This window comes from Infirmifilum lucidum (assembly GCF_014876775.1).
GTDB classification, from domain to species: Archaea; Thermoproteota; Thermoprotei; order Thermofilales; family Thermofilaceae; genus Thermofilum; species Thermofilum lucidum.
The window spans coordinates 891,660-904,990 of the sequence record NZ_CP062310.1 but is presented as its reverse complement, the minus strand read 5'-3'; the positions used below and the strand labels follow the sequence as shown (position 1 = coordinate 904,990).

The window sequence follows — 13,331 nt, the reverse complement described above, 5'->3', positions numbered from 1 at the left end:
GTCTAGACCACCCCTACAAGTTTCTTCATGGAGTCAGTCCACGAGCTTATCATGTTGCACAGCTGCGAGTAGAGCACTTGCTCCTCGAACGTCATGTTCTTCATCTTCTCTCGGTCAACATGTTTACTCGACGCCGCGAGCTTTACTATCTTGTTCAGCCGTAGACTGATGAGGTCTGAGACAGCTGTCCGTATAAGCCTTAGTTCTGCCTCCTTACTGTTATTTCCCCTCTCCACCTCGCTTCTAAGGTGGGCCACGTAGAGGCTCAGCTTGACATAGAAGCCCTCCTCCAAGGGCAATAACCCCTCAGATTTCTCCTCGTTCCAGCACATCTTCCTCAAAGCTTGCACTCCTGGCAGAGACTCGACATCTACCTGGGCCAAGCCCTTACCAATAAGCTCCCTTGCGTAAATATACTGCAGCTTTAGCTTCATTCCCGGCTTGAGCTTCAGCTCTAGCCCCGCTATGTTCTCCTTACTCTCTCTAACTACAGTTAAAGGTACTTCAACACTTGAGTAAAGAAGTGTTTCTATTAGCTCCGGAATAATCACGATATCTATTCCCGAGCTCCCCACTTTCAACATTTCATTTTGAAAACACCGAAAGTATAACATCGTTTGAACGTAAGACGGCTATACTACGCCTTAATAGTCTGTACCCCTCCTTCTGCCTCTGATTCTGAGTGAGCCGGCTGCACCAGGCCCGCAGCTTACACAGGACGATGAAGAGGAACTGGATCCGAGCAGTGGCGAAAACCCTGCCCGGAGGCGGCCGCAGAAGGGAGCTACCTTGTAGCGAGTTTTCTGGCTTCGCGTTCCGTTTCGCGTAGCAATACAATATCGCCTACTCTAACAGGTCCACGAACGTTTCTGGTGAGAATTCTTCCTTTGTCTCTACCCTCTAGGACACGAACTCTAACCTGTGTTACTTCTCCAGTAACGCCAGTCCTGCCGATTATCTGGACGACTTCAGCGGGAGTGGCATCACTCCACTTATCAGCCATACTCGATCCAGCCCATAAAGCTCTCAGTTTTTTAAAAAACTTTTGTACGAGAAAAAGAAAAGGGTGTCTCTAGGCCGAGAGCCTCAGCCTGCTCAACTGCTGAGCTATCTCGTCCACTAGGGGCTTCGCGTCACCCGGATCTATGATAGCCGCCGAGGACGCCGCAACATTTATGCCTGCAGCTTTCCCAAGCCTCTCCTTAGAGGGGACGTAGACGTAGGGGGTTTTCTTCTCCTCGCATAGTAAAGGAAGGTGTGCAACGATCTCTGGAGGGTCTACGTCCTCTGCTATTAGAACTAGGACAGCTTGGCCGCGCTCAACAGCTTTTGTGGTCTCGTTCACACCCTTTCTTATCTTGCCCCCTTTCTCTCTCGCCGTTGAGAGAGCCTGGTATGCTTTCTCTGCTAACTCCTGTGGCACCTCAAACTTCACGTAAAATGGTTTTTTCGACATATCGCTCACCCATCGCTCATCTATCCACTTGTCAATAACACCTGCCTTTATAAATTTTGTTTTCATAGGTACTCTAGATGCCCTACGCCAGCCTATTAGAGGACAGCCTTAGGAAGTACCTAGAGTCATTTTATAGCTCCCATCATGTTAGCATGCTCGAAGAAGCTCTTAGGAGCCCTGGCTCGAGGTACTTTTTCCGCGTAAACACGCTCAAGGCTAACCCCGAAGAAGTTGTCTCTAGACTAAGAGAAGAGGGGTATGAAGTCTTCCAGCATCCAGTAGTCAGGGAGGCTGCCTACTCTAGGGTTACTGGTCCCAATGCTGTCCGGATATATAGGGGCAGGGTCGTTGTCGACTGGAGGACTGCCGAAAGCGTCTATGTAGGAGCCAACGTATATGCTCCTGGCATTCAAAGGGTTATTGACGCTGAGAGAGGAGACCTTGTGACTGTGGTAACTCCGTCGGGTGAGCCGGTTGCTTCAGGTATCCTCGAGATGGAGCCCTCAGAGATCTTTGAAACGAGGAGGGGCTTGGCAGTTCGTGTACTGAGCTCAGTGTACAAGGTTCCGACTCTTCGGGAGCACCCACTGTTCGGTGAAGGGGTCATATACCACCAGAGCCTGCCAAGCATGGTCTCCATTAGGCTCTTGAACCCAGAGCCCGGTTGGATAATACTAGACATGTGCGCTTCGCCTGGCGGGAAGGCAACACACGCGGCCATCCTTATGCGGGATGAAGGAGAGGTTATAGCCGTCGATAGGTCAAGGAGGAAAGTCCAGATTATCGAGGAAAACGCACGCCGCATGGGGCTTAAGTCTATTAAGACACTGGTGTACGACTCAAGGTACATCCCTGATATTATAGAACCACGCAGCGTCGACGCCGTACTGCTGGATCCTCCCTGTACCAATCTAGGTGTGAGGCCGAAGCTACACTATACGCGGAAAGCCACAGATGTTTACGAGCTTGCAGACTACCAGAGGCAGTTTATGCATGCCGCCTCAAAGGTATTGAGAAGAGGAGGCTTGTTGCTCTATACGACTTGCACGCTGACCCCCCACGAGAACGAACTCAACGTCCTCTATGCAACTACGTTGGGTTTTAGAGCTGTTAAGCTTAACCCCCCTCTACCGCTACGCAGGCCCCTCTTCGGAGTAGAGGGGCTTGTGTTCGACCCTGTCTACAATGACACGCCGGGGTTCTTCATCTCACTACTGAAGTTAGAATAGGGTAACTAGCTACAGAACGAAAACCCTCAGTTTTGCCTCTACTGGTTCGAGATATTTTCTGAGAACCGTGGGAACCTGTACGTAACCGTCCGGCGTTTGGTAGTTCTCAACAATCGCTGTAATTGTACGCTGTATTGCGAGCGCAGTGCTATTCAGGGTGTGGACGTACCCTTTGCTAGGCGCGCCCTTCACCTCAGCATACCTGATGTTTAGCCTATAGCTCTGCCAGTCTGTACAGTTGCTACAGGACACCATTTCTCTAAACTTGCCCTGCGCTGGCATCCAAGCCTCCAGATCATACTTCTTTGCTGCAACTACACCGAGATCACCCGAGGCTATATTAACAACCCTATAAGGTATGCCGAGGCCCTGCCACAGCTCCTCTGCATTTCTGATCAGCCTCTCGTGCCATTCCCAGGACTCGTCTGGGTGAGAGAACACGAATTGCTCGACCTTGTTGAAGTGATGAACTCGGAATATGCCTTTCATGTCTTTTCCATGAGCTCCAGCCTCCTTCCTGAAAGACGGACTAACACCTGCGTAGAGCAGGGGCAGATCCTTCTCTGGTATGACGTCGTTCGCATGGAAGGCGGCGATCGGGTGTTCAGCCGTGCCTATGAGGTATAGATCCTCATCCTCTACCTTATACACCATGTCCCTGAAGTCTTCGAAGCTTATCACGCCCTCGAGGATTTCGCGCCTAAGCATGAGTGGCGGCTGTAGTATAGTGAACCCCTTCTTTGCAAGGTACTCCAGCGCGTACATTGTCAGTGCAATATCAAGCCATACCAGGTCGTCGAAAGTGTAGTAGAAGCGGGATCCGGCGACCTCTGACGCCTTCTCCGTACTGGTGAGCCTCTTCCCCTCTAGGAAGTCGGCATGCCCGACGGGTTTCCAGTCGATGACCTCATACTCGACTTCGAAGCCCTTTTCCCTTGTTTCCTTCAGGAAGGCCTCAACGAACTCTCGAGGTACTTTAGGCTTGCCCCAATAGCGAACCGGGAGGTTGTAGCTCTCATCGGGGCCTATGGGAACACTTTCATGTATAACATTTGGAATTTTCCTCAGGACGGCCTCTCTTTCCCTCTCAATAACTACCAGTTCCCGCTCTATGACTTGTAGCTTCTCTCTTAGCTTCCTAGCCTCGGCTACCGCCTTCTCCCTCTCTCCAGGAGGCAACTTGCTTATCTGCTCGGAGATTTTGTTCAATTCGTGGCGAGCGTCGTCGTACTCTCGCTTCTTCACACGCCACTTCTCATCAATTCTCAGAGCCTCGTCTACGAGAGAAGTGTCCATGAAGCGCGCCTTAAGGTTCCACCTCAGCTTTTCAGGGTCATTCCTCAAGTAGTAAAGTATAGACCACATCAACCAAGCCTAGTTAACTTCCGAATATAAGCCTGGTGCCCTCCCTCTTTCTCGCAGAACACCGATTCCCGCCCGGCTATGGAGTCCGTCACAGTGGGGCGGAAAGAATATCTGTTTTAGTTCAAACACAAGTTTGAAAACCAGAATGACGTCTGTCGTAGAGCTCAGCGAGATGATGAAAAACTATACACAAAAATTCAGCGAACATCTTGCGAGGAGAGATTATGACTCTGCCATCCCCTTTGGTTTACAGGTTCTCGAGACCCTGCTGAAGATTGCAAACGAAGAGATTGTTGGCGCGCTTCAGGATCCCGATCTCGTCAAGGTAGGCAAGGACATACTCAAGAATTACGAAAACATAGTATCGTATGTTAAAGGCTCTCTGAACACTCTCAAGTACGTTTCGCCAATCTATGCCGCCGGGGAGAAGGAACAACTGGTAGGACTTATTGCGAGCTCTGTATCCGAGCTCTTTAACTTTGTTATGGGAGCTTTACTAATCGTGGCCTCTATCCAGGGGCGCCAGTCACCTGGAGAGGCCTTCGGCGTAGTATAGAGTCATTGTCCCCTCTTCAGGGGCTTTATATCCACGACTTCTATCTCTGCGCCAGGCGGGATCTGCGCCTTCTCGCGCAGCTCCTTGGGCACTGTAAACTGCCTCGAGTCAGTGTACTTCGTCTTCAAGAGCTTTGTAACAAATGTGTATTCGAGGCCTGTATACTTTATTGTTACCTGGGCCTCTGATACATCCTGGAACCCCAGCTTGCGCACGAGGCTTGCTGGCACGAGAACCTGGTTGTTCGAGTACATCTTGACCCGATAGGGTAGAGACTCTATCCCAAGGCCTCTAGTACCACGCCTTCTCTCCCCCATGAAATATATCACCTGTGAACTATAATGGAAAACAATATCTTATATTTTTCACGTCTTTCCATGTGTGTTGTTTAAAAAGACTCTTTTCTTGAAAAATAAAGGCAATAGGTTTTTAAGTTAATCTCGTTCTCCTCTCCCAGTGGTACAGATGATTGTAAAGAGCGATATCGAGAAGAAGTTGAAGAGTATCTTTAAGGATGCTCAATTCGAGGTTCAAGTCAACGGCAATAGTGTTAAGGTCGCAATTGACGGCGTTGGTGAGACCCCAAGCAGCCTTTTCGCCAAGATCGGCGAATTTATCGAGGCGCTTACGCGCCTTACGGGCAACAGGGACGTAGACGTGATCATCAGCATGCAGGGCTCGGCTTTTGGCGTCGAGATAGAGGTGTACTAGAGGCCGCACTCGTCGATTTTATTCTTGAGCCACGAGAGCCTATCTTCCACTATTCCGAGCAATACTCGACCACTCTCAGTTTCTTCGTCTCCCGTAAGAAATCTCTCAGCACCGCTACCAGCTATCCCCGCGATCATGAGCGCCCAGATTCTAGCCACGGTGCTCGGAACATACCCTCCACCTCCTGTTACGAGAACAGGTACTCCCCTAGAGGCAAGTCGCGAAATCAGACTCGCAAAGCGAATGTACGAGTTTTCGGTAAAGTTCAAGTATGTTAAGGGGTCACCTCTATGGCCGTCTGCGCCTCCTTGAATAATGAGGAACTGCGGGTCATAGGAGCTGAGTAGGCTCTCAACGACCTCTCTGAGTGCTATGATGAACGCATCGTCTCCTGAGCCAAGTGGTAGGGGTATGTTTATGTTCCTACAGTACCCTACCCCTTCTCCGAGCTCGTCAATCCAGCCAGTACCTGGGTAGAAGCCGTACCCGTAGCCGTGGATGCTTATCTTGAGAATATCGCTCGAGTAGAGTATCTGTTGCGTACCGTCCCCGTGATGTGCATCGATGTCCACAATTGCTATGCGTTCAAGCCCCTTCTCCCGAAGCCAGAGCGCCGCTACTGCTAAGTCATTAAATACGCAGAAGCCGCCGGCACTCCGCCTTCGGGCATGGTGGAAGCCCCCGTTAGGATTAAAGCCTACACCGCCCTTCACGAGTAGCTTCTGGGCTAACGTGAGTGTTGCAGAAATCGTTTCTAAGGCGTTCTCAAAGACACCTGGGTAGGCCGGGGTGTCGCCATAGTCCAGCAAGCCCATGCCCTCAATGGACTTTCTCTTCACGAAGTCGATATACTCCTTGTCGTGGGCCCTTAATAGCTCTTCCTCAGAGATAGTAGAGGGTTCTACGCGTTCTAGGGGGAGTACTTCCCCTAGCTGTGGTACGTACTCGCGGTAAAACAACTTTATGCGGCCAGTCCACGCCTCTTTCAGCGAGGGAGGCATGAAGGCTATGCGTTCAAGATCCTCCGAGTACGCAATAAAAACCTGGAGCATACATTCCTTGTCTATTTTGGCTTTTTTAGTTTTTCCGCAGGGCAGTGCAGGGGAGCCGGCGTTAAGTGGCCATATTGACAAAGGTTTATTATATTCAGGAGCTATGCAATAAGTGACATGGAGATGGATGAGGAAATTTACGAGGTTCGATGGCATGGCAGGGGAGGGCAGGGAGTTGTAACGTCTAGCGAGCTACTTGCAATAGCTGCCCTTAGGGAGGGCAAGTATGTCTACAATGCACCAGAGTTCGGTCCCGAGAGGAGGGGGGCGCCTGTAAGGGCGTATACGAGGATCAGCAAACAACCTATTGAACTTCACTCGGGCATATATAACCCGGATGCTGTGGTCGTGATAGATCCTTCGCTACAGGGTGAGGTTTCTTACATCACTCAGGGTCTTAAAAGAGGCGGGCTCATCGTGTTGAACACTACGGAACCCAACGAAAACATCTTAAAAGTGGCCAGGGAGCTGAACGCAGCTATCTGGTACGTCGATGCTTATAGCATTGCAATGGAAATCTTCGGGAGGCCTTTCTACAACACCCCTATGCTAGGGGCTTTCGTGCGGGCGAGCGGGATAGTGAGGCTGGATACCGTGCTCAGTGTCGTCACGGAGAGGTTTGGCAAGGAGCCTAAACTTGCTGAAGGGAACTTAAATGCTATTAAGAGAGCGTTTGAGACGGTGAAGAAGTATGAGTGGTGAGAGTGTAGTTTTAAAGCTTAAAACATGGAGAGACCTACCTATTGGCGGCATAATACCCGAGCCTAAGACAAGCCTCCACAACAAGACTGGGAACTGGCGCGCCATGAAGCCGATCCTTGATAACGGGAAGTGCATAAAGTGCCTGCTATGCTGGATTCACTGCCCAGAGCCTGCTATATTGAGAGGTGACGACGACTCTGTCAGGATAGACTACGACTACTGTAAGGGCTGTGGGATATGTGCGAACGTGTGCCCGGTGCACGCTATTGAGATGAAGCTCGAGGTGTGAGAGAATGAGGGGCAAGCTTGTTGGAATGAACGGCGATAGGGCTGTAGCGTACGCTGTTAAGCAAGCAGATGTCGACGTTATATCTGCTTACCCTATTACTCCTCAGACGATAATTGTCGAAACACTCGCAGAGTATGTTAATAACGGCGAGCTGGACGCGGCGTTTATACCCGTCGAGAGCGAGCATTCTGCTCTCTCCGCCGCTGTTGGGGCATCACTGAGCGGAGCCAGGGTCTTTACCGCAACGTCCAGCCAGGGACTCGCTCTGATGTACGAAATCCTCTGGATCGCTGCAGGTCTTCGTACAACTATCGTCATGGCCATCGGGAACCGCGCTCTCTCACCCAACATAAATATACATTGCTCCCACGACGACGCTTATGCTGCACGTGACACGGGCTGGCTGCAGTTCTTCGCTGAGAATGTTCAGGAGGCTTACGACCTCACCTTGATGGCATTCAGGATCTCCGAGGATCATAGAGTCCTCTTCCCGAGCATAGTCAACCTTGATGGCTTCATACTGACCCATGCCCTAGAGGGGCTTTACGTGCTCGAAGACTCGGATGTAAAGGCATTCCTACCGAAGAAGGAGCCTGTTAACCCCGTCGATCCGGGCAAGCCCATGACTTATGGAGCACTCGACCTCTTCGATTGGTACATGGAGCACAGGCGCCAGCAGTACGCATCTTTGGAGTCCGCGAGACCTATAATCAAGGAAGTCTTCGAAGAGTACAGTAACCTGACCGGCCGGAAATACTCCCCTGTTAAGTCCTTCAATACTGAGGGCGCCGAAGTCGCTGTAATGATTCTTGGGAGTTCTGCTGGGACTGCTAGGTACGTGGCCAGGAAACTAGCCGAGAAAGGCAAGAAGATCGGGGTTATTAGCCTGACACAGTATAGGCCGTTTCCCGCCAAGGAGCTGCGTGAGGCTATTAAGGACGCCTCCGTGGTGGCGGTGATGGATCGCAGCGTGAGCTTTGGTAGCCCCGGCGCCCAGTTATTCATGGACGTATCAGCTACTCTCATACGCTCTAAGGTACGGCCACTGCTATTCAACGTGATATACGGCCTCGGAGGTAGGGATTTAACACCTGCACACATCGAGAAAGTAGTTGATTTAGCAGAATCTGTAATGAGGAGGGGCGAGGCCCCAGAGGAGCCTGTTTGGGTAGGAGTTAGGGGTGATGAACTGTGAGTGAATTAAAATTCGTGAAAACATTGAAGGAAATTCCGAGAGCAGAGCACTTTGCTCCCGGGCATAGGCTATGTGCTGGGTGCGGTATACCGCAAGTAGTTAGAATGGCTCTTAAAGCAGTTCCCAACCCCAAAGTCGTCGTTAACGCTACAGGCTGTCTAGAAGTCTCCACAACAGTATTCCCCTACACAAGCTGGGGTGTACCCTGGATCCACGTGGCATTCGAAAACGCTGCAGCCGTGGCTAGCGGCATAGAAGCTGCCTTCAAGATTTTGAGCAAGAAGTACGGCAAGCAGAAACCGAAGGTTATAGTTTTTGCCGGAGACGGCGGGACATTCGATATAGGTTTTCAAGCCTTGAGCGGCGCCTTAGAGAGAGGCCACGACATGATATACATCTGCTATGACAACGAAGCCTACATGAACACAGGTATTCAAAGGAGTGGAGCAACACCAAAAGGCGCTAGTACAACCACAAGTCCCGCTGGAAGAGTCATACCCGGTAAGCTCGAGAGAAAGAAAAACCTCATAGAAATCGCTATCGCCCACGGCATTCCATACGCTGCTACAATGAACCCCGCGTTCCCAGTGGACATGTACAACAAGCTCGTTAAGGCGGCATCCGTTAGTGGCCCCGTGGTGCTCCACTACTTCACGCCGTGTCCTACGGGCTGGTACTTCGACCCTTCGAAAAGCATAGAGATAGCAAGGCTGGCCGTCCAGACGCGGATATGGCCGCTCTACGAGTACGAGAATAGCAGGGTGCGGATCACAGTTCCGGTAAAGGAGCCTAAGCCTATAGAGGACTACTTTAAGCTACAGGGGAGGTTCCGCCACCTCCTTGAGCCCCAGAACAGGTGGCTACTCGAAGAGATTAAGAGAGACGTAGAGGAAAACTGGAACAGACTCTTAAAGCTTGCCTCCCAATAGCTAAGGGAGAACATTTTTAATATTCTCTTTATCTTTGGTTCTTCTTAGATGGAAGCTGTGGAGAGTAGCAGGGTTCACGCAATATTTAGGGAGGCTTGCCCTAACTGTGGGGGCCCTATAACTGACGACAGGCTAAACTATAGGTTACCGTGTTATGCGTGCATCCCTACTCCGAGGAGTTTACGTGGCCTGGCTAAATCTGCAGAACCCGAGGAATATAGAGACTTCCTCTATAGTGTCGTTAGGCAACTGAAGAGGAGGAGGAAAGCAGGGAGGCTGGAGGACGTTCTCCGAGTCGAGGAGGAGCTTTCTGGTTTTACCTCCTTCTTCGAGAAGGCTCTAGGTAGCAAGCCCTGGTCTGCGCAGGTGACGTGGGCCAGGAGAATTATTAAAGGGTCGAGCTTTGCCATCCTAGCCCCTACAGGAGTTGGTAAAACTGTGTTCGGCATTATTATGGCTCTCTATATGGTTTCTAAGAATCGGAGAGCATACCTTGTCTTACCAACAACAACACTCTTGAACCAGGTGTATAAGAAGACGCTGTCATTCGCGGAGAGAACTGGTATAGACACAAGCCGTATAGTTGCTTATCACTCGGGACTTTCTCAGAAAGAGCGCGAAGAGGTGCTTGAGAGAGTCGCGAAAGGAGAGTACTCGCTACTTCTGACGACTTCACACTTCCTTACCCACCACTTTGACAAGCTCTCTAATACGAAATTCGATTTTGTATTTGTCGATGACGTAGACTCTGTCCTGAAGTCGTCGAAAAACGTGGATAAAATACTTCTACTGCTGGGGTTCTCACAGGAGGAAATATCGACAGCGTTCGAAATTGTAACACTGAAGAGTAGACTGGCGTTCTCTCAGAGGAATAGGAAAGAAGCCGAAGAAGCGTTAAAAAAATTAGAGGATCTAAGGAAAAAGCTTGATGCCCTGGTCTCAGGGAGCGGAGAGAAAGGCATACTACTTGTGTCTACAGCTACGGGGAGAACGCGAGGACTGAGAGCCAAATTATTTCGAGAACTACTCGGCTTTGAAGTAGGATCGAGGAGCGAACAACTCAGAAACGTAGTAGAAGTATACGCCCTTTCAAGTAGTGAAGCGGTCACCGCGAAGACTGTGGATATCATATCTAGGCTAGGATCGGGCGGTCTAGTGTTCTTCCCGGTAGGAACGCCAGAGGAAGCACTTAAAGACCTTTCATCAAGGCTTATCTCGAATGGCATAAAGGCAGAGTACGTTTATCGGAAGATAAAGAAAAACATATTAGAGCAGTTCAGTGAGGGGAAGATAGACGTAGTAATAGGTATAGCTAGCTACTACGGCTTACTCGTAAGAGGCCTTGACCTACCCCATGTGGTAAAATACGCCGTGTTCGCCGGGGTTCCTAGGTTTAAGTTCAGGTTAAAACCAGAGGAGCTAACCCCGACTCGGCTAATTCAACTTGCAGCAAACGTGTCACAGGTAGCCGAGAAGGGCGACAAGGCAGAAATAGACAGACTCGTGGCTAACGTAAGGAGCAGGCTTCTCCAGCTCGATGCCGCCCAGTATAGGCAAGTGCAAGAGCTCTACATCCGTGGAGACACGAGTGGAAGGTTTTCGTCGCTCATTAGAAACCTTCTCAGGTTGAGAATGATAATTGAGAAGTACCTCTTAGACAAGAGTGCTCTCAAAAAGCTCTCGGCCGAAACGGCTGTAGAGCTTGTAGAGGAAAATGGTGAACTCTATATACTCCTCCCTGATATTTTCACATATATACAGGCATCTGGTAGAACCTCGAGGCTCTACGCGGGTGGAATCTCCAGAGGATTATCCATAGTTATTGAATCCGACTCTGTTCTCTTAGAGAAGTTCCTGAAATCTTTAAGGTTCTACACAGGGGACTTGCAGTGGAGGAGCATAGACGAGGTCAACCTTGACGAGATACTCCAGGAGATTTCCAAGGAAAGGGAACTCATTCGGAAGATCCTCTCGGGGGAGGTCTCCAGTACCCTGACAAAGGATCTTGTAAAATCTACGCTTGTGATCGTTGAGTCCCCGACTAAGGCGAGAACTATTGCATCATTTTTCGGAAGACCCACAAAACGTAGATTTGGCAATATTGTCGCGTATGAAATCTCTACTGGAGACAGGATATTACAGATTGTAGCATCGCAGGGGCACGTTTTCGACCTTATCACTTCGACGGAGTTCTTCTCTAAGGAGTTCAAAGTTAATAAATACGGTGTTTTAGTGGACGCCGAGAAGAAGTCATTCGTCCCAGTGTTTACTTCTATTAAGCGCTGTCTGGATTGCGGCCGCCAATTCACCGACTTTAAAGCTGATGGTAATACGTATAACTTCCAGGGTAAAGGCTCTAGCCTCAAAATATGTCCGTATTGTGGTAGTCAGCGGGTAGTAGACAAGTTAGACATAGTGAGGAGCTTACAGGAGCTTGCATCAGAAGTAGATGAAGTACTACTGGCTACAGACCCAGATACGGAGGGCGAGAAGATAGCATGGGATATATACCTGGCTCTAAAGCCGTTTACTCGTGTTCTAAAGCGTATAGAGTTCCACGAGGTTACTCGCAAGGCCTTCGAGGAGGCATTGAGGAACCCCAGGGACATTAATATGAACCTCGTGGAGTCTCAACTTGTGCGGCGCGTAGAGGACAGGTGGCTTGGTTTTGCCCTGAGTAAGAAGCTCCAGGAGAAATACGGCATGCGGTGGCTCTCTGCCGGGAGAGTCCAGACGCCCGTCTTGGGCTGGGTAATCCAGAGATATCACGAGTCGCTGAAGAGCGTGAAGCCGGTATTCCGCATTACGCTGGAGAACAACATCTACATTATCGTGGAAGACGTGCATCTCGATGGGAAGCGCCCAAGCACAGTCTCAAAAGAGCTTCTAGGGAGCGAGGTCACTGTAGAGAGAAGGGGTTCAGCGGAGAGAAACCTAAACCCGCTGCCTCCTTATACGACAGACACTATGCTGAGGGACGCTAATGAGATGCTAGGTATGAGTGCTGACGTGGCTATGAGAATAGCACAACAACTCTTCGAGAGCGGCCTAATAACCTATCACAGGACAGATAGCACGAGGGTATCGGATGCGGGCCTGCTGGTCGCTAAGGCCTATATTTCAGAGAAGTTTGGGCCGGAATTTTTCGTGCCGCGCAGGTGGGGTGCCGAGGGGGCGCATGAGTGTATCCGCCCCACACGGCCCATAGACGCCGAGACTCTTGTGACGGTGATTCAACAGGGCATCCTTCAACTGCCGATACCGCTCACTAGGCAACACTTCGCGTTGTACCGTCTCGTCTTTTCCAGGTTTATGGCAAGCCAGATGCCACCAGCCAGGATAACAGAAGATGTCGTCGAGGTTTCGACCCAGTACTTCGTCAAGACATACAGCTTTATAACTAATGTCGTTGAGGAGGGCTTTCTAAAGATGCTCCCCCTACGCCAGAACTTCATATTAAACCCCGGGAAGTACAGGGTCGTCGACGTGGAATACATGAGAAGACCCACAGTACCACTGTACTCCCAGGCGGATATAATCGCTCTAATGAAAGAAAGGAACATAGGCCGACCCTCAACTTACGCCGAGATAGTAAAGAAACTCTTTATGCGGAATTACGTAATTGAGGTTAAAGGAGGGAAGCTTGTACCAACGAGCCTTGGAATGCGCGTGTACAACAGCTTAAATGAGAGCTTCGGTGAATTAGTCTCGGAAGAAACGACAAGGAGAGTCTTGGAGAAAATGGACGAAGTTGAAAACGGTATGAGGGATTACACAGAGATCCTCCATGAGTTCTACAAGGAGATAGAACACGTCGAGAACACGCCTCTGAGGGGATAAGGGAGCA

General features: G+C 50.2%; 14 protein-coding genes. 8 read left to right on the top strand and 6 right to left on the bottom strand.

The annotated features are described in order from the left end of the window. Window positions 1–2: 2 nt before the first annotated feature. The 3 genes from IG193_RS05050 to rpl7ae form a co-directional block, all read right to left on the bottom strand. Window positions 3–584: a DNA replication complex GINS family protein gene (locus IG193_RS05050; protein ID WP_192818127.1), complete on the bottom strand. Its 582-nt coding sequence runs from the start codon at window positions 582–584 to the stop codon at window positions 3–5. 200 nt (window positions 585–784) lie between these two features. Next, a complete protein-coding gene (locus tag IG193_RS05045) occupies window positions 785–1,003 on the bottom strand; it encodes a 30S ribosomal protein S28e (RefSeq protein ID WP_052884948.1) in 219 nt (72 codons plus the stop codon). 69 nt (window positions 1,004–1,072) lie between these two features. Further along, complete coding sequence (rpl7ae, locus tag IG193_RS05040; protein ID WP_192818126.1) at window positions 1,073–1,456, bottom strand: 50S ribosomal protein L7Ae; 384 nt, start codon at window positions 1,454–1,456, stop codon at window positions 1,073–1,075. A gap of 77 nt (window positions 1,457–1,533) precedes the next feature. Between rpl7ae and IG193_RS05035 the strand changes: the two genes are divergently transcribed. Continuing rightward, complete coding sequence (locus IG193_RS05035) at window positions 1,534–2,685, top strand: PUA domain-containing protein (protein ID WP_192818125.1); 1,152 nt, start codon at window positions 1,534–1,536, stop codon at window positions 2,683–2,685. 9 nt (window positions 2,686–2,694) lie between these two features. Here IG193_RS05035 and serS read toward each other — a convergent pair whose 3' ends face one another. Next, on the bottom strand, window positions 2,695–4,050 hold the full coding sequence (serS, locus tag IG193_RS05030) for a serine--tRNA ligase (protein WP_192818124.1): 1,356 nt from the start codon (window positions 4,048–4,050) through the stop codon (window positions 2,695–2,697). A 145-nt stretch (window positions 4,051–4,195) separates the two neighbouring features. On the opposite strand from serS, the gene IG193_RS05025 reads away from it, so the two are divergent. After that, window positions 4,196–4,606, top strand: coding sequence for a hypothetical protein (locus tag IG193_RS05025; RefSeq protein WP_192818123.1), 411 nt, complete (start codon window positions 4,196–4,198; stop codon window positions 4,604–4,606). A gap of 2 nt (window positions 4,607–4,608) precedes the next feature. Here IG193_RS05025 and IG193_RS05020 read toward each other — a convergent pair whose 3' ends face one another. Beyond that, window positions 4,609–4,923 carry an AbrB/MazE/SpoVT family DNA-binding domain-containing protein gene (locus IG193_RS05020; RefSeq protein ID WP_192818122.1) on the bottom strand — a complete coding sequence of 105 codons (315 nt, stop codon included), beginning with the start codon at window positions 4,921–4,923 and terminating at the stop codon, window positions 4,609–4,611. A 148-nt stretch (window positions 4,924–5,071) separates the two neighbouring features. On the opposite strand from IG193_RS05020, the gene IG193_RS05015 reads away from it, so the two are divergent. Next, a complete protein-coding gene (locus tag IG193_RS05015) occupies window positions 5,072–5,317 on the top strand; it encodes a hypothetical protein (RefSeq protein ID WP_192818121.1) in 246 nt (81 codons plus the stop codon). Here IG193_RS05015 and IG193_RS05010 read toward each other — a convergent pair. After that, window positions 5,314–6,369 carry a histone deacetylase family protein gene (locus IG193_RS05010; RefSeq protein ID WP_192818120.1) on the bottom strand — a complete coding sequence of 352 codons (1,056 nt, stop codon included), beginning with the start codon at window positions 6,367–6,369 and terminating at the stop codon, window positions 5,314–5,316. The two genes, IG193_RS05015 and IG193_RS05010, sit on opposite strands and share 4 nt — an antisense overlap. A 117-nt stretch (window positions 6,370–6,486) precedes the next feature. Here IG193_RS05010 and IG193_RS05005 point away from each other — a divergent pair, with 117 nt between their 5' ends. From IG193_RS05005 to rgy, 5 genes are read left to right on the top strand one after another with little or no spacing between them, the layout of a single operon-like run. Next, window positions 6,487–7,071, top strand: coding sequence for a 2-oxoacid:acceptor oxidoreductase family protein (locus tag IG193_RS05005; protein ID WP_218042118.1), 585 nt, complete (start codon window positions 6,487–6,489; stop codon window positions 7,069–7,071). Continuing rightward, a complete protein-coding gene (gene porD / locus IG193_RS05000) occupies window positions 7,061–7,360 on the top strand; it encodes a pyruvate synthase subunit PorD (RefSeq protein ID WP_192818119.1) in 300 nt (99 codons plus the stop codon). The genes IG193_RS05005 and porD overlap by 11 nt, the downstream gene beginning before the upstream one ends. A 4-nt stretch (window positions 7,361–7,364) precedes the next feature. After that, complete coding sequence (locus IG193_RS04995) at window positions 7,365–8,555, top strand: transketolase C-terminal domain-containing protein (RefSeq protein ID WP_192818118.1); 1,191 nt, start codon at window positions 7,365–7,367, stop codon at window positions 8,553–8,555. Next, window positions 8,552–9,484 carry a thiamine pyrophosphate-dependent enzyme gene (locus IG193_RS04990; protein WP_218042117.1) on the top strand — a complete coding sequence of 311 codons (933 nt, stop codon included), beginning with the start codon at window positions 8,552–8,554 and terminating at the stop codon, window positions 9,482–9,484. Before IG193_RS04995 ends, IG193_RS04990 begins: the two co-directional genes overlap by 4 nt. 48 nt (window positions 9,485–9,532) lie before the next feature. Then, the gene (gene rgy / locus IG193_RS04985) at window positions 9,533–13,324 is read left to right on the top strand and encodes a reverse gyrase (protein WP_192818117.1); all 3,792 of its coding nucleotides are present in this window, start codon (window positions 9,533–9,535) and stop codon (window positions 13,322–13,324) included. Window positions 13,325–13,331 lie beyond the last annotated feature (7 nt).